Consider the following 15,771-nt stretch of genomic DNA (forward strand, 5'->3'; position numbering starts at 1 on the left):
GCCCCCCTGACTAACAAAAGAGGTGTGAAGAAAATGGCTGCAGCGAAACTGTCTCCGTTGTCTGCCGTCTTTGTCGGCGCGGCCGGAGGATTGCTGCTTTTGTCTTTAGCGTTTCCTTGGTGGGGGATGGATTTCATCGCTCCGCAATATCCGGAAGGATTAGAGATTATCGTTTATCCGAATCGGCTTGAAGGGGATATCGACATTATTAACGGACTCAATCACTATATCGGCATGAAGCCGTTTAGTGAAGAGAGCTTTCCGGAACTTGGCTATTTGTCCTACATCGTGATCGCTATGGCCATAGCGGCATTCATCATCGCGTTCACGAGAAGCAAAAGAGGGCTGTACGTGTTCATCGCCGCCTTTCTCATTGGCGGGGCGCTCGGTCTTTACGATATTCATCGCTGGCTCGCTGACTTTGGAACGAATTTAAACGATAACGCCCCGATCGATATCGATCCGTTTGTGCCGCCGATTTTCGGAGAAAACCGGATCGCCAACTTTACGACGTTCAGCTATTTTGCGACCGGTGCGTATCTCGTCGGTGCCGCGTTCGTTTGCCTGCTCGTTCCGCTATGGAAGGAGAGAAAAACATGAAGCGATGGCTGCTCATTTCCTTGTTCATTTTTTTCTTTTTCGATGTTCCGAAAGAAGCGGCTGCCGGCCAGACGCTGCAGCAACTGATTGACGCTGCTCCGGCTCACGGCACGATTCGCCTAACAGGCCAAACGTACATTGGTGATATTGTCATCGACAAACCGCTGACCATCATCGGCACAAAAGGCACGGTCATTCAAGGAAGCGGGCGCGGCAATGTGATTTCGATCAAAGCGCCGCATGTCACCATTACACATGTGACCGTCACGAACAGCGGAAAAAGCCGGAGCACGCAAGAGGAATACGCCGGCATCAAAGTTTATTCCGATTATAATACGCTAGAACACATAACGGTAAAACAATCGTTTCATGGCATTTACTTGAGTCAGGCGCATCACAACCGGATTGCCAACGTACGGGTGATCGGCGAACAAAACGGAGAAATCGCCGGACAAGGAAATGGGCTGCACATTTATTATTCTAATTTTAATGAGCTTGAACATAACACCATTATCGGAACGAGAGATGGCATCTTTTTTGACTACGCCAATCATAACGTCGCCAAAGGAAATGAAGTGTCTCACACCCGTTACGGGCTTCACTACATGTATTCGGATGATAACGCGTTTCATGACAATACGTTTATGCTTAATAACGGCGGGGCGGCGATCATGAACTCGAACCGGATTGTCCTGAAAAACAACCGCTTTTTCTTCAACAAAGGAATGCGCTCGTTTGGGTTGTTGCTGCAGATGGCAAATGACAACCGGATCATTGGCAATACGTTTTATCAAAACGAGCGGGGATTGTATATTGATCAGTCGAACGATAATTTTTTGCAGCGAAATGTCTTTTTGCAAAATGAGATCGGCATTGAGCTTTGGTCGAGTTCACAGCGGCAAACGTTTACGGAAAACCGGATTTGGAAAAATACGATTGCTGTCGCGCGCCTTGGCGGCGGGGACAGGAATAGGTGGGATTTTCGCGGGGTTGGCAACGACTGGGGCGGCGAAGCGGCGTTGCTTGATTTGAACCAAGATGGGAAAGGGGATTCCCCGTTTCGCTATGCGTCTTCCTTTCATAAGTTAGCGGAAGAAAATGAACTGGCGTATTTGTTTTTGTCGTCGCCGAGCTTAGGTGTCTATGAGGCGATCAACGAATGGCGGCAGACAGACGAAGTGATGGCGGTCGATCATGCGCCGCTTGTGAAAAAAACCATATCAGCCGGCTGGTGGTGGGGACTGCTCGGCTTTGGAGCCATCGCGGTGATCGTGCCGAAAAGGAGGATTCGGAGATGAGCTACATTTGGAAAGAATGGCTTGAGCTTTCGCGGGGGAAGGCGTTTTGGCTGTTTTTTCTGCTCGTTGTTGCCGCATCGCTTTCCGTATTGATGAGCGCAAAATCGTTGCCGGCTGAGCATGGACTGACTATTTTTTTGCAGATGCTGTTTGACATGAATGCGTACATCGTTCCGCTTCTTTGTTTATTTTTTGCTTCTTTTTCCGTCATGCAGGAGAAAGAGCAGCGGACGATGGTTATGATTGTCGTCAAAAGCGGGCCGCCTTGGATGTTTTTATGGGAAAAAAGCGCGGCGATCCAGCTCATTACAATGACGGTGTTTGTCATTTGGTACTTCGTTTTGATCATTCCGGCCAAGTTTTTGTTTGTCTTTCATTTATCGTATTTTCTTTCTTTTTTGCTCGCCACGATGGTGCTTGTGTTTATTTTTAATCAAATTGGAATTTGGCTCGGTTTCGCGTGCAAGACGAAAATTCAGTTGATTGGCGCCAACTTGTTTGCCGCGTTCTTTTTCATTTATTTGTATGACTTTGCGCTGCTTTCTGTTTTGCCGTCGGTGACGTATGACAATGTGCATGTGTTCTCCTTCGTGTATTTTCTGCAGCCGCTTCATGCGCTCCGTTTTTACTTAGAGACGTCGCTCGGGATGTTCTCGCTCGATTATTTGTCGCGGACGATGAAAAAATTTTTCTCCTTCTCTCCCGGCGTCCTTGTTGCGCTCAATATCGCGGTCTGGGGGATGGGGGCGCTAGCGGCATCGATGCTGTGGAGCCGAAAGGGGGAAGAACGATGATTGAAGTGGCGGGATTGACAGTTTCGTACCGAAACAACAAAGTGCTTGATGATGTCCATCTTGTCATTCAGAAAGGGGAGCGGTGTGCTTTAGTCGGGCGAAACGGCGCCGGCAAGTCGACATTGATTCATAGCTTGCTGAACTTGCTTCCGGCAGCAAGCGGAACGGTGTATATTGACGGCATTGATCATCGGCGGCACGAGTGGAAAAAGAAAGTCGCCTATTTGCCGGAAAAGTTTCAGCTGTATCCTCAGTTAACGGGGGAGGAAAATGTCCGCTTTTTTGCCTCGTTGCACGGCGCGGTCGATGAAGAGCGGATCGAAGACGTTTTGCACACCGTCCGGTTATGGGAAGCGCGCCATATGAAAAGCAAGCAGTATTCGAAAGGGATGCTGCAGCGGCTCGGGCTTGCTATTATGCTGTACTACGATGCTGACTTGCTGATTTTAGACGAGCCGACAAGCGGGCTTGATCCGTTAGGAAGGGCGGACGTGCTGGCGATTTTACGCTCTTTGCCGAACAAAACGGTGTTGCTGTCGTCGCACCATATTGACGAAGTCAGGCAGCTCTGCACCCATGTCGCCTATTTGGAAAACGGGAAGATCACGAAATACCGAGTCGAAGATTTTGAGCTTAGCACACTGATGGAGGGAGAATAAAGTGAGGCAACAATGGATGATCGTGATGGCAGCGCTTTTCTTCTTGCTTGCCGGGTGTCAAGGAAACGATTGGACGGTGTCGGTGAAAACGACCCCTTTTTATAAGGAAGGGACGGCTTCTTCGTTTGCGGTCGCCATCCAAAAGGACGGGAAGCCGGCGGGTGGGCTTGAAGTGACGGCGGTCTTTGAGATGGCGAATATGGATCACGGGCAAACAGTCGTCCAATTGGCGGAGAAGGAACCCGGCCTTTATGAAGGGAACGTGCAGCTGCCGATGGACGGAGAATGGGACGCTTTGTTGCAAATCAAAGACGGCGATGAGACGGTCGAAAAGCTCGTTACCCTCAAGGTGAAGAAGCAAGACGTGGCAGCGATGATCAATGGCACCGCGATTACAGCGGCAGAAGTAAAGTTCTACCAAACACGCTGGCAAATTGAGATCTCTTCGGCCATGGAAGCGGTCAAAAAGCAGTATCGCGGCGAAGAGCTCAACGAGCGGCTCAGTTATTGGAAACGGCAGTTGAATGAGACGACTGAGCCCCGCTCCGCTGTTACCCGTCTCATTGAACTGCACTCGATGGCGCTGCTTGCCGAAGAAAAAGGCTATTCAGTAGATGAACCGGCCGTTGATCGTGAAGTGGAAAACAGAAAGCGGCAATACGAAGGGAGCGAAACCGCTCAAACACTCATCCGCCAATACGGTGAGGCGGCATTTTGGAAGCAAGAACGGCGGTATGTCCAGCTCGTTTTGTTGGCGCAAAACGTGTGGAACGACATGGTAGAACAAGTGAAAAATGAGCATCCGAATGTAACGGAGGCGGAGATGCGTTTTTTGGCGCAAAAGAAGTATGACGAGTTGCTCGTTTCCCAAATCGACTCTTTGTCCATTCAACTGTATCTTTCCGGACGATAGTTTAGAAACATTGCCTGATCGGAATGAAAGGCAATGTTTTTTGTTGTTGATGAATGATTATGATCGTTTTAAATACTATTTTTGATTAATATTGAGTGATAATGAATGATTTTGATTGATTTTTTCTTTGCTTTCGCTTATAATAAGGGCACAAGCGATATTGCTCATCATGGGAGGTGGGAACGTGTTGACCGAGGAGCGCCACCGCCTCATTTTGGAACTTTTGGCGCAAAAAGGAGTCATCAAGCTGCAAGAGCTCGTAGAGGCGACCGGTTCGTCCGAGTCGACGATTCGCCGCGATTTGACGCAGCTTGAAACCGAAAAGAAACTGCGCCGTGTGCACGGCGGGGCGGCCTTGTTGCAGCAGAAGCGCGAAGAGTTAAGCGTATCGGAAAAGTCGTTGAAATATATCGAAGAAAAGCGGCGGATTGCCGCGTATGCGGCCAGTTTGGTCCAAAAAGGAAACTGCATTTATTTAGATGCGGGAACGACAACGTGGGAAATGATTCCACATTTAGCTGACAAAGAGGTCATCGTTGTCACGAACGGTGTGATGCATGTCGAGCGGTTGCTTGAGCACAATGTGGCGACGTATTTGATCGGCGGCATGATCAAGCCGAAAACGAAGGCGTTGATCGGGCGCGGCGCCATCGAGTCGCTGCGGCAGTATCGCTTTGACCAATGCTTCATCGGCGCCAACGGCGTTCATTACGACTATGGTTATACGACGCCGGATCCGGAAGAAGCGCTGGTGAAATATACGGCGATGCAGCTGGCGCAACGCGCGTATGTGCTTGCTGACCATTCGAAGTTGAATGAAAGCGCGTTTGCGAAAATTGCTGATTTGCATGAAGCGGTGTTGATCACCGATGAATTGGATGAAGAGTGGAAAGATTTGTATCGAACAAAAACAATAGTAGAGGTTGTGGCTCCGTGATTTACACATGCACGTTGAATCCATCTGTTGATTATATCGTTCACCTCGATGAGCTGCATGTTGGTGAACTGAATCGTTCGGTGAAAACGTTCACATTTCCGGGCGGGAAAGGGATCAATGTATCGCGCGTGTTGAAGCGTTTGGATGTTGACAGCACGGCGCTTGGATTTGTCGGGGGATTTACCGGCGGGTTCATTGAAAGCGAGCTTCGGAAAGAAGGCATTGCCTGCGATTTTGTTCATGTCCCTGGGCAAACGCGCATTAACGTCAAACTGAAAGCTGGGCGGGAGACGGAAATTAACGGTGAAGGCCCGGCCATCGCCAGCGAGGATGCTGCGCAGCTGACAGCGAAAATCGAGGCGCTTTCCGCTGGTGACGTCCTTGTGTTGGCGGGAAGTGTGCCGCCATCGCTGCCGGCGGATGTATACGAGCAGCTGGCAGCGGAGACAGTGAAGCGGCAAGCCCGCCTTGTCATCGATACAAGCGGTCCGGCGCTCCGATCGTTGCTTGCCTGCCGGCCGTTTCTTGCCAAGCCGAACCATCATGAGCTTGCTGAGCTGTTTGGCGTCTCTGCGCTGACGAAAGAAGACATCATCCTCTATGGCCGCCGGTTGGTTGAAAGAGGAGTAGAGCATCTCATCGTCTCGATGGGCGGCGCGGGGGCGTTTTACTTCGGCCGGGAAGCAACGCTGTTTGCTGAGGCGCCTAAAGGAACGGTGAAAAATTCAGTTGGGGCGGGCGATTCGATGGTTGCGGGCTTTTTAGCCGCCTATGCGGGCGGAAAACCGATCGCGGAAGCGTTCGCCTACAGCGTAGCGGCCGGAAGCGCAACGGCGTTTTCCGAAGACTTGTGCACGAAAGAGGAAGTGGAAACACTCGTCGGCCGCGTTCGCGTCGTGCGTTTATAAGAGGAAATAAAGGGGGATCACACAAATGAAAATCACCGATTTGTTGACAAAAGAAACGGTCATTCTTGAGCTTCAGGCGAAGACAAAGAGCGAAGTGATTGATGAGCTGGCCGCGAAACTCGCCGAGGCGGGGGCGGTCAGCGATGTGGAGGCGTTCAAACGAGCGATTTGGGCGCGCGAACAACAAAGCACGACCGGCGTCGGGGATGGCATCGCCATTCCGCACGCCAAAACGGCGGCGGTCAAGCGCCCGGCCGTGGCGTTCGGCCGTTCCGTGGAAGGCATTGATTATGAGTCGCTCGATGGCAAGCCAAGCCATTTGTTTTTCATGATTGCGGCCCCGGAAGGCGGGGAACAGACGCATTTGCAGGCGTTGGCCCGATTGTCTTCGATGCTGATGGATGCATCGTTCCGCGCCGAGCTTGAAAACGCTTCAAGCGAAGAGGAAGTCGTTCGTTTGCTGGCGGCAAAAGAGAGCGAAGAGGAAGCGCCGTCGTCGCAGGCCGCACCGACTGGCGGTGGGCGGAAAGTGCTCGCCGTTACCGCTTGCCCGACCGGGATTGCCCATACGTATATGGCTGCCGATGCGCTGAAGGCGAAAGCGGCGGAAATGGGCGTGACGATCAAAGTGGAGACAAACGGCTCTGACGGGGTGAAAAATGCCCTCACCGCACAAGAGATTGAAGAAGCTGCGGCGATCATTGTCGCAGCCGATAAACAAGTCGAAATGGACCGCTTTGACGGCAAACACGTGATCCAAGTGCCAGTCGCCCAGGCGATTCGTCAGCCGGAGAAGCTGATCGAGCAGGCGTTGCGCCAAGATGCGCCGATTTACCGGGCGAGCGGCGCTTCGCGGGGCGGTGCGGGAGCGGTGAAGCCGCGCACCGGTTTTTACAAACATTTGATGAACGGTGTATCGAATATGCTTCCGTTCGTTGTCGGCGGCGGGATTTTGATCGCGCTTTCCTTCACTTTCGGCATTAAAGCGTTCGACCCCAACGACCCGTCGTACCATCCGTTTGCCAAAGCGTTGATGGATATCGGCGGCGGCAATGCGTTCGCCTTAATGATTCCCGTGCTTGCCGCGTTTATCGCGATGAGCATCGCTGACCGGCCGGGATTTGCGCCGGGGATGGTCGGCGGCTTTATGGCGGCCAACGGCGGCGCTGGTTTCCTCGGCGGATTGATTGCTGGTTTCCTAGCCGGGTATTTGGTCGTCGGGCTGCGCAAACTGTTCAGCCGCCTGCCGCAGTCGTTAGAAGGCATTAAACCGGTGCTGTTGTATCCGCTGTTCGGCATTTTCCTGACTGGCATGATTATGATGTATATTGTCATCGATCCGGTGAAAGCGCTGAATGAAGGGTTGAAACATTGGCTCGAAGGTATGGGAACGGCGAACTTAGTGCTGCTTGGCGTGGTGTTAGGCGGCATGATGGCAGTCGATATGGGCGGTCCGATTAACAAAGCAGCGTTTACGTTCGGAATCGCCATGATCGACGCCGGCAACTATGCGCCGCATGCGGCCATTATGGCCGGCGGGATGGTGCCGCCGCTCGGATTGGCACTGGCGACGACATTCTTCAAGAAGAAGTTTACGAAAGCCGAGCGCGAGGCCGGCAAAACGTGCTATATTATGGGGGCTTCGTTCATCACGGAAGGGGCGATTCCGTTTGCGGCGGCCGATCCGGTGCGGGTCATTCCGTCGATTATCGTCGGCTCAGCTGTAGCCGGGGCGCTGACGATGCTGTTTGGCATCGGACTTCCGGCGCCGCACGGCGGCATTTTCGTCATCCCGATCGTCAAAGGAAGCGCATGGCTTTACATCCTTGCCATTTTGATCGGCTCCATCGTCACGGCACTGATGGTCGGGCTGTGGAAAAAAGAAGTGAAAGAATAAGAGAAAAAGCGTTCCGCGGGCAGCGGAGCGCTTTTTGCCTGTCGGAGCGGCGGGTTTTATGGCTTGTTTCCGCCCAATTCAGCACGTCTGCATCCCCCGCTTGCGGCTAGTTGGGCGGCATCGATCACCTCGCCGAGCTTCAAGCAAAGCAAGCGCTCCTCTTCCAACCCGCGCCGCCGCCACTCGGCCCGTAGGCGGTCGAGTGCTTCTTTCGGCGTATCGTCGGCGAGGCGGAACGCCCCGTAATGCATCGGGACAAACAGACGGGCGCGGCAGTCAAGGAATGCCTGCACCGCCTCTTCCGGCGTCGTGTGCTGCGGTCCCATAAACCATTCCGGTTCGTACGCGCCGATCGGCAAGAGCGCATAGTCGATGGAAAAGCGTTCGCCGATGTCGCGAAAGCCGCGGAAGTAGCCGCTGTCGCCAGCAAAATAAACCGTCGGTGCGTCGTCCGCTTCAATGACCCACCCGCCCCAGTGCGACGTATTCGTATCCCAAAGCGTTCGCCGCGTCCAATGTTGGGCGGGAACAAATGTGAGCGATACGCCGTGAAAGGAGGCCGTTTCCCACCATGACAGTTCGGTGACACGGCGATAGCCGCGGCGGCGGAACAAGCGGCCGAGGCCGACCGGAACGAATACATGCGGATCACCGGGCAAGCGGCGGAGGCTGCCGAAATGCAAATGGTCATAATGGCCGTGGGAGATCAAAACGGCGTCAACCGATGGCATCTCCTCAAGCGGTACGCCTGGGGCTGACAGGCGTTTGGCCGTTCCCATCCGCTTCGCCCAGACGGGATCGGTGACGATGGTGATGCCATGAAGTTGAACGACAAAGGTCGAATGGCCGACCCAGCAGAGCTGCGGCCGTCCGTTCGGCTTCTGAAGCCGCTCGTATTGAGGCGGTGAAACATGCGGCACGACGTAGGACAAATCTTTTTGTTTTTGTTTCCGCTCCCGCTGCCAGTGGCGGAAATCGGCCCATGTTTTGTGCGTCGAGACGCCGTCTAAGTTTTCATAGCGCTTGGCCAATGATTTCTCACTCCATTTTTTGTATTATATTATTTAGAGTAGCAAACCTTTTTTGCGAAGTACAAAATGTTTGCCCAGGTGGTGGAATGTATGCTTCGTTCGTTTACAATCCGCACGGCAAAGCGGGATGACATGATCGACATTACTTCATTCGTCGAGGAGACGGTGCGCCAGGCTAACGTGACGGAAGGGATCGCTGTCGTTTATTGTCCGCATACAACGGCTGGCATCACCATTAACGAAAACGCGGATCCAGATGTCAAGCGCGACATGATGCGCCGTTTTGATGAAACGTATCCGTGGGAGCATCCGCTTGACCGCCATATGGAAGGAAACACGGCCGCTCATATGAAAGCGAGCACGGTTGGCGCGTCGCAGCACGTCATTATTCACGAAGGCCGGCTGCTGCTTGGACGCTGGCAAGGTGTGTATTTTTGTGAATACGATGGGCCGCGCCAGCGGACGTTGTATGTGAAGGTGATCGAAGGTTAGCAACCATAATTTTATTATGTAAACAAAAGAAAAAGAATAAGGCGGAGAGACGATAGATAGGTTAGCAAGAAGTTTGGGCGAATTATGGATAACCCCCGGACAAAGTGTTTTGTCCGGGGGTTACCGTTACGCCGGCGTCGTTAAAATGAGCGGCCCGTTTTTTGTAATGGCGATCGTATGTTCATATTGCGCTGAATACGAGCCGTCGATCGTTCGCGCCGTCCAGCCGTTCGGATCCATTTTGCTTTGCCATGCCCCCATGTTGACCATCGGTTCGATCGTGATGACCATCCCCTCCTTTAAACGCATCCCTTTTCCTTTTTCGCCGAAGTGGGGGACATACGGCTCTTCGTGAATCGTCGGGCCGATGCCGTGTCCGGTGAAATCGCGTACGACGGAAAAGCCGTGCGCTTCGACGTACGTTTGAATGGCGTGGCCGATGTCGCCGATCCGATTGCCGAGAACGGCTTGCTCGATTCCTTTATAGAGCGACTGCTCGGTGACGTTAAGCAGCTTTTCCACGTCTTTGCCGACGTCGCCGATGGCGTACGTCCAGGCGGAATCGGCGAGCGCTCCGCGCAAATTGACGACAAAATCGATCGTGACGATATCGCCTTCCTTGAGCGGTTCGTTGCGCGGAAACCCGTGGCAAATTTCATCGTTAATGGAAGCGCATGTCGCATACGGATAGCCGCGGTATCCTTTTTGTTCCGGTTTGGCGCCGTATTTGGCCAAAAACGTTTCAACGAACCGGTCGATTTCCATCGTTGTGACGCCCGGTCCGATGCGTTTGGCGATCTCTTGATGACAGGCGGCCAAGAGTTTCCCCGCCTCGCGCATCAATTGAATTTCCCGTTCCGTTTTGACGTGAATCATGCAACTGTCTCCTTTTCCCTCGATGTGTTTCGCTTCGATAGTATTGTAGCAGAAACCGCTGTGATGTTAAACTAGGGCGATCCGTTCGCAACTGGGGATCTATTCCTGAATTTTACCCAAAAATAGTTTACTCATCCGTGCGAAGGCGGCTAAAGGAAAAGATGCCCAGACCAAAAGAAAAGGCCCTTTGATGGCTGGGCATACAGGATATCGATATGTTGACCTTTGTTCACAAGAGCCCTTGCGGCTGGTCTTCGCTATATCATAAGGCGGCAAACAGCTGTTTTTCTTTATCAGAAATCGTTGAGGAAGAAGGAGACGGTGCGAGCGGCAAATAAATCGACACCGTCGTTCCTTTATGTATTTCGCTTTCGATGCGAATCGTTCCGTTCATCGATTCAATGATGCGGTGGACGACCATCATTCCGAGCCCCGTGCCTTTGACGCCTTTCGTCGTAAAATACGGTTCGCCAAGCCGTTCGAGCTGTTCTTTCGTCATGCCAACGCCGGTATCAGCGATGCGGATGAGCACACGTCCGTTGTCAATGGAGACGTATACTTGCAACGTCCCGCCGTTAGGCATCGCTTCGATGGCGTTTTTCATTACGTTGAGCAAACATTGACGGAATTTTTCGCGCTCACCGATGACGGAAAATGGGGCAAGCGTCGCTTGAATATCGACGCAGCTCATATTGGCGAGCGGGCGGAGGATGTCAATGACTCGCTCGATCTCGAGCTTCACGTTCAGCTTTTCCGGCGTCTCGGGCGCCGGCTTGGCAAACGTCAAGTAATCGGTGATGATCGCTTCAGCTCGGTCAAGCTCCTCAATGGCGATGCGCGCATACTGGCGTCGTTTGTCGGCAGCGAGCGGCTGCTCTTCGATCAGTTGGATAAACCCACGCGCCGCGGTGAGTGGATTGCGAATTTCATGAGAGATGGAAGCAGCTAAATGGGTGACGGCTTCCATTTTCTCGGCGCGAATCACTCGTTTGCGCAGCGCGATGTTATGGTGCACCATTTCCTGAAACGAACAAACGATGAGCATGCTGATGGGCTGTACAAACAAAAAGATAAGCGCAACGGAAGGCGGAGGAGAAACCGCAGCAGCCATCCACTCCGCTATGGCGACGGTCAATAGGCCAGAGCCGAAGCTGAGCGATGCAGCGAACAGCGTGCGCTGTTTGGTTGGCAGCTTGACAAACCGTTTTGTCAATAAACTGCTTGTTGCAGCGATGGCGATGGAAACGACGACGGTGACGAAGACGCCAGCTCCGCCGAACAGCGAGCGGTAGGCGATCGCCGTAAACGCTAAAACCGTCGCCGCCCCCGCTCCGCCGTACAAACCGCCAAGCCACAGAGGAATTTGCCGCAAGTCGAAGATGAAATCGCTCTCTGTTCCGACCGGGAGGGTGATGCATAACATGATCACGACGGCGTAACAAATGGTCGGCAAATAAAGGCGGAATCGTTTTGGCCTCTTCTCCTGCTCCGTACAGAGGGGAACGAGGAATACCGGCAGAAGGATGAAAAACAAGTTGAGCAAAAAGTCTTTGAAAATATTCAGCATCGCGGCACCTTCTTTCCCATCATCAAGCTGCATAACCAGAATTTCTACAAAAACTGCGAATATATTACATTGTAACTGGAAAACTGTCTGGATGTTAAGGTGAAATCGATAGCCTTTTTTTGCTATAAATCTCGTTTTTTCGACAAATATAGGTAAAAAGGACTATTTTGTTCTTGATAAAAAATACCCTTTATTTTTTGTATTATTCTATAATATTTTAATTGTATATATTTTCTATCAACCTTTTATTTGATATGGAGGGGTATTTTTGAAAAAACGGTCGATTCCATCACTTGTTGCGGCGCTGTCGCTCGGCATCGGGCTGTGGGCATCTCCGGCGGAAGCGCCGAAAGCGGCTAACGCCCCCGGCATTCCGGCTGTGAAGCAAGGGGGACCGGTCGATTTTGCGATTGCCAATGAGGAAAAGCTGGCGGAAATGTTGAAACGGAGCGGAAAGCTTCGCGCTGATGCGACTCCTGCTGAGGTGGAACAAGCAGTGCGCGACTATTTGCGGCAAAAGGCGATTCATATGCCGCGGGGAAAAGGAGAATTATACGATAAAGAGGCAAAGCGCGCCGAGGCGATGCAGGACGGACAGCAGACAAATGGCGTGCTGAACGGGAAAGGGAAAAAGCTCGGACAATCGAAAACGGCTTCCGTGCCATCCGTCAAGCCGGAGCCATGGAACGGCGGCAAGCGGGTCGACCGTGTACTCGTTTTGCTCATCGAGTATCCGGACTTTCCGCATAACAACATTCAGCCAACTGAAACGGATATGTATTATAAAGATTATACACGCGAACATTATGAAGATATGATTTTCGGCGGCGATGACGGCTATTACGATGGACCGAATGGCGAGAAGCTTATCTCAGTAAAAAAATATTATGAAGAGCAATCAGGCGGCAGCTATTCCATTGAAGGAAAAGTGGCAGGCTGGTATCAGGCGAAGTATCCGGCTAAATACTATGGCGGAAATGTACCGGCGCCGGATGGCAATGACGTCAATCCACGGGCGCTTGTGCGCGAAGCGCTGGCGGCAGCCGCCCAGGACCCGACCATTGATTTGCGTGAGTTTGACCAAGAGGATCGCTACGATTTAGACGGCGACGGCAATTATCGCGAACCGGACGGTTTGATTGACCATTTAATGATCATTCACTCCAGCGTCGGAGAAGAATCGGGCGGCGGTTCGCTCGGCGGCGATGCCATTTGGTCGCACCGCTGGAATTTAGGATCGGTGTACCGCATTCCGAATACGACGACGGATGTGCCGTATTGGCGCGGCCAACTGGCGGCTTACGATTATACGATTGAGCCGGCTGACGGGGCGGCAGGAGTGTTTGCTCACGAATACGGCCACGATTTAGGGCTGCCGGATGAATACGATACGATTTACTCCGGTCTGGGCGAGCCAGTTGCCTATTGGTCGATTATGTCAAGCGGAAGTTGGGCGGGACGCATTCCGGGCACCGAGCCGACCGGCTTCAGCGCCTGGGCGAAACAGTTTTTGCAGTCGACCATGCCCGGCAGCAACTGGCTGAGCGGAACGACCGTTGAGTGGAACGAAGTAACGCCAAACGGTGTTGAAGTCGTGCTCGATGAAGCGAACACGAAAGGGACGAACAACGATGCCGTGCGCATCAACTTGCCGGACAAAGAAACGGTCATCACGACCCCGCCAAGCGGTGCGTATGCCTATTTCTCCGGCAGTGGAAACAACTTAGATCATACGATGTCAACGACGATCGATTTGACGAGAGCGTCCAAGGCGACGCTGGCATTTGATACATGGTATGCGATTGAGAAAGACTGGGATTATGGGGCGGTAGAAGTAAAACCGCATGGCAGCAACGAATGGACAACAATTCAAGGAAACATTACGACGACCGACAATCCGTACGGGCAAAACCCTGGCAACGGCATTACCGGTACGTCAAACGGCTGGGTGAAGGCGGAATTTGACTTGTCGGCCTATGCAGGACAAACGATTGACCTTCGCTTCCATTATATCACTGATGTAGCGGTGTCGGAAGCTGGCTGGTATGTTGACAACATTCAAGTGACGGCAGATGGAACAATCGCGCTCACAGACGATGCAGAGGGCGACAGCGCTTTCGCGTTGGACGGTTTTGCGAAAAGCGACGGCATCGCGCGCTCGAAGCATTATTATTTGCTTGAATGGCGCAACCACCGCGGCGTCGATGAAGGGCTCGCCCATATTTTGCGCGGCGACCGGCTTCTTTCGTACGATCCAGGGCTTGTCGTCTGGTATGTGGATGAAGGCTATGACAACAACTGGACGGGCGTCCATCCGGGCGAAGGGTTTCTTGGCGTTGTGGATGCCGACCAGCATACGTTAAAATGGTCGGGCAATACGACAGCGTCGACTCGCTATCAAGTGCACGATGCGGCGTTCAGCCTGCAAAAAGGAGCCCCATTCCGCGTGGCAATCAATGGCTCACAGCTGATCGACAACGATACATCGCCGACGCCGGTGTTTGACGACAGCCGGTCGTATGACAATAAAGGGGCCGTCGACGCCGGCCGGAACGTGCCCAACTATGGCCTAAAAATCCGCGTCATCGGTGAAAGCGCTGACCGCACGGCAGCGCGTGTGTTGATCCACCGCTGACCACCTCCAAAGGCGCACGGAACATTTCCGTGCGCTGAACATTTATCGACACGGTTTGTCATCCCTTCGTCGAATTTGTTGATTTTTCTTTCCCCCTTTTTCCGCTTTTTCCGTTTATAATCATAAGTAGGATCGGATGAGAAGGGGGAACAATCAGAATGGAATGGTATGAACAGCTGTCGGCGTGGACTGCCGAGAAGCAGCCGGTGCGTGTAAAAACCTATCAAGGGGAAGCGGTCGTGCTGCCGGTCAAGCTGTATCAGGACACGCGCAAACTGTTTGTTTACAACCGGCAAATGCGTCTAGTCAACTACCCCCACTTCGCTAACGCTTGAAGTGGGGGCTTGCAACTCCCCAGAAGTGCGAGCGGACTTCGTCCTCCTTCCTTGACTTGGGGTTGCATTAGGGGCAGGTTGACAACTACCCAACGACGCAGGTCATGCCTGTGTCGTTCCTTCAACGATGTACTCTATTCCTTTTCGTTGAAGGTTCATAGCACCAATGCGGTCATCGTTTGAGGTGTATCCGCATGTTCGGCAACAAAAGGTGTGTGTACGTTTCTTTCGATTGGCTTTTTCCGTGAAAATCCCCACCACTTGGTGAGTGCGGTATACGCTCCTGATCCGTGAGGGTATACTGAAAATGGCCAAAAAAGGCAATAGGAAAGCAGAGGTGCCCGATTTTAGGCATCTCGTATAACCTGTCTGCCTTTTGGCTAGACTAAATAAGTTGTGGTTGGCGGAACGGCTCTTTGCGGGAGATCATGCAAAAGATGATCACCAACATCCGCCGAGCTGTGGCGATGAGGGCTTTTTTCTTCCCGCACCGGGCCGCCAACGACCAAAACTTTCGGGACAAGGGATGCGTCTTGGATCGAGCTGCTGACCATGCCGCCTCGCATAACGCCGATCGGAGATGGGGATTGCCTTTTGTCGTGCGCGTGCTCTTTCGCTTTCCGGCGCTTTCATGGTTGCCGGGGGACAATCCAGTCCATGAAGCCGCCCGTTCCGGCGTTTCAAAGACGCTCATGTCGGTTCCCATCTCGGCTATGATGACGGCGGCGGTTTGTTTTTTCACTCCGGGCATGGTCATCAACAGGTTCACTTCCTCGCGATACGGCTCGAGCAGGCGGTCGATGTGTTGGTCGACTTCTTCGATGAGCCG

Annotated in this window: 15 protein-coding genes and 1 pseudogene; 11 read left to right on the forward strand and 5 right to left on the reverse strand. The window is 52.7% G+C overall.

What is annotated here, in order from left to right; translation table 11 throughout:
• Positions 1-33 precede the first annotated feature (33 nt).
• The 8 genes from CD000_RS06125 (at position 34) to CD000_RS06160 (ending at position 8,006) form a co-directional block, all read left to right on the forward strand.
• Positions 34-600, forward strand: coding sequence for a hypothetical protein (locus tag CD000_RS06125; protein WP_042382788.1), 567 nt, complete (start codon positions 34-36; stop codon positions 598-600).
• The gene (locus CD000_RS06130) at positions 597-1,898 is read left to right on the forward strand and encodes a nitrous oxide reductase family maturation protein NosD (protein ID WP_033010817.1); all 1,302 of its coding nucleotides are present in this window, start codon (positions 597-599) and stop codon (positions 1,896-1,898) included. Before CD000_RS06125 ends, CD000_RS06130 begins: the two co-directional genes overlap by 4 nt.
• Complete coding sequence (locus tag CD000_RS06135) at positions 1,895-2,692, forward strand: copper ABC transporter permease (RefSeq protein ID WP_096225204.1); 798 nt, start codon at positions 1,895-1,897, stop codon at positions 2,690-2,692. The genes CD000_RS06130 and CD000_RS06135 overlap by 4 nt, the downstream gene beginning before the upstream one ends.
• A complete protein-coding gene (locus CD000_RS06140) occupies positions 2,689-3,351 on the forward strand; it encodes an ABC transporter ATP-binding protein (protein WP_033010819.1) in 663 nt (220 codons plus the stop codon). Before CD000_RS06135 ends, CD000_RS06140 begins: the two co-directional genes overlap by 4 nt.
• Position 3,352: 1 nt before the next feature.
• Positions 3,353-4,264 carry a FixH family protein gene (locus CD000_RS06145; protein ID WP_233130406.1) on the forward strand — a complete coding sequence of 304 codons (912 nt, stop codon included), beginning with the start codon at positions 3,353-3,355 and terminating at the stop codon, positions 4,262-4,264.
• 184 nt (positions 4,265-4,448) lie between these two features.
• The gene (locus tag CD000_RS06150) at positions 4,449-5,201 is read left to right on the forward strand and encodes a DeoR/GlpR family DNA-binding transcription regulator (RefSeq protein WP_096225206.1); all 753 of its coding nucleotides are present in this window, start codon (positions 4,449-4,451) and stop codon (positions 5,199-5,201) included.
• Positions 5,198-6,109, forward strand: a complete 912-nt coding sequence (gene pfkB, locus CD000_RS06155) for a 1-phosphofructokinase (protein WP_096225207.1) — start codon at positions 5,198-5,200, stop codon at positions 6,107-6,109. The genes CD000_RS06150 and pfkB overlap by 4 nt, the downstream gene beginning before the upstream one ends.
• Positions 6,110-6,134: 25 nt before the next feature.
• The gene (locus tag CD000_RS06160; RefSeq protein ID WP_096225209.1) at positions 6,135-8,006 is read left to right on the forward strand and encodes a PTS fructose transporter subunit IIABC; all 1,872 of its coding nucleotides are present in this window, start codon (positions 6,135-6,137) and stop codon (positions 8,004-8,006) included.
• Between the two features lie 56 nt (positions 8,007-8,062).
• Here the strand turns inward: CD000_RS06160 and CD000_RS06165 are convergent, their stop codons facing one another.
• Positions 8,063-9,037 (reverse strand): MBL fold metallo-hydrolase, encoded by a 975-nt coding sequence (locus CD000_RS06165; protein ID WP_096225210.1) that lies wholly within the window; start codon positions 9,035-9,037, stop codon positions 8,063-8,065.
• 90 nt (positions 9,038-9,127) lie between these two features.
• On the opposite strand from CD000_RS06165, the gene CD000_RS06170 reads away from it, so the two are divergent.
• Positions 9,128-9,529: a secondary thiamine-phosphate synthase enzyme YjbQ gene (locus CD000_RS06170; RefSeq protein ID WP_014195933.1), complete on the forward strand. Its 402-nt coding sequence runs from the start codon at positions 9,128-9,130 to the stop codon at positions 9,527-9,529.
• A gap of 126 nt (positions 9,530-9,655) precedes the next feature.
• Here the strand turns inward: CD000_RS06170 and map are convergent, their stop codons facing one another.
• Positions 9,656-10,405 (reverse strand): type I methionyl aminopeptidase, encoded by a 750-nt coding sequence (gene map, locus CD000_RS06175; RefSeq protein ID WP_014195932.1) that lies wholly within the window; start codon positions 10,403-10,405, stop codon positions 9,656-9,658.
• A 262-nt stretch (positions 10,406-10,667) separates the two neighbouring features.
• On the reverse strand, positions 10,668-11,972 hold the full coding sequence (locus CD000_RS06180; protein WP_096226246.1) for an ATP-binding protein: 1,305 nt from the start codon (positions 11,970-11,972) through the stop codon (positions 10,668-10,670).
• Between the two features lie 268 nt (positions 11,973-12,240).
• On the opposite strand from CD000_RS06180, the gene CD000_RS06185 reads away from it, so the two are divergent.
• Together CD000_RS06185 and CD000_RS18440 are read left to right on the forward strand one after the other, a co-directional pair.
• Positions 12,241-14,607, forward strand: coding sequence for an immune inhibitor A domain-containing protein (locus tag CD000_RS06185; protein WP_158225542.1), 2,367 nt, complete (start codon positions 12,241-12,243; stop codon positions 14,605-14,607).
• A gap of 158 nt (positions 14,608-14,765) precedes the next feature.
• Positions 14,766-14,942, forward strand: coding sequence for a hypothetical protein (locus tag CD000_RS18440; RefSeq protein WP_158225543.1), 177 nt, complete (start codon positions 14,766-14,768; stop codon positions 14,940-14,942).
• A 102-nt stretch (positions 14,943-15,044) separates the two neighbouring features.
• Here the strand turns inward: CD000_RS18440 and CD000_RS19065 are convergent.
• Positions 15,045-15,188 (reverse strand): annotated as a pseudogene (locus tag CD000_RS19065) (RNA-guided endonuclease InsQ/TnpB family protein); the annotation flags it as partial.
• Between the two features lie 139 nt (positions 15,189-15,327).
• On the reverse strand, positions 15,328-15,771 hold a 444-nt coding region (locus tag CD000_RS06195), incomplete at its 5' end, for a transposase (RefSeq protein WP_143425276.1).

Origin of the sequence: Geobacillus sp. FJAT-46040, assembly GCF_002335725.1 — a bacterium.
Taxonomy (GTDB): domain Bacteria; phylum Bacillota; class Bacilli; order Bacillales; family Anoxybacillaceae; genus Geobacillus; species Geobacillus thermoleovorans.

Excerpts from the sequence above, each read along its gene's own strand:
- CD000_RS18440 (WP_158225543.1), top strand. The coding sequence starts at position 14,766 with ATGGAATGGTATGAACAGCTGTCGGCGTGGACTGCCGAGAAGCAGCCG.
- CD000_RS06125 (WP_042382788.1), top strand. The coding sequence starts at position 34 with ATGGCTGCAGCGAAACTGTCTCCGTTGTCTGCCGTCTTTGTCGGCGCG.
- CD000_RS06135 (WP_096225204.1), top strand. The coding sequence starts at position 1,895 with ATGAGCTACATTTGGAAAGAATGGCTTGAGCTTTCGCGGGGGAAGGCG.
- CD000_RS06180 (WP_096226246.1), bottom strand. The coding sequence starts at position 11,972 with ATGCTGAATATTTTCAAAGACTTTTTGCTCAACTTGTTTTTCATCCTT.
- map (WP_014195932.1), bottom strand. The coding sequence starts at position 10,405 with ATGATTCACGTCAAAACGGAACGGGAAATTCAATTGATGCGCGAGGCG.
- CD000_RS06160 (WP_096225209.1), top strand. The coding sequence starts at position 6,135 with ATGAAAATCACCGATTTGTTGACAAAAGAAACGGTCATTCTTGAGCTT.
- CD000_RS06140 (WP_033010819.1), top strand. The coding sequence starts at position 2,689 with ATGATTGAAGTGGCGGGATTGACAGTTTCGTACCGAAACAACAAAGTG.
- CD000_RS06170 (WP_014195933.1), top strand. The coding sequence starts at position 9,128 with ATGCTTCGTTCGTTTACAATCCGCACGGCAAAGCGGGATGACATGATC.
- CD000_RS06130 (WP_033010817.1), top strand. The coding sequence starts at position 597 with ATGAAGCGATGGCTGCTCATTTCCTTGTTCATTTTTTTCTTTTTCGAT.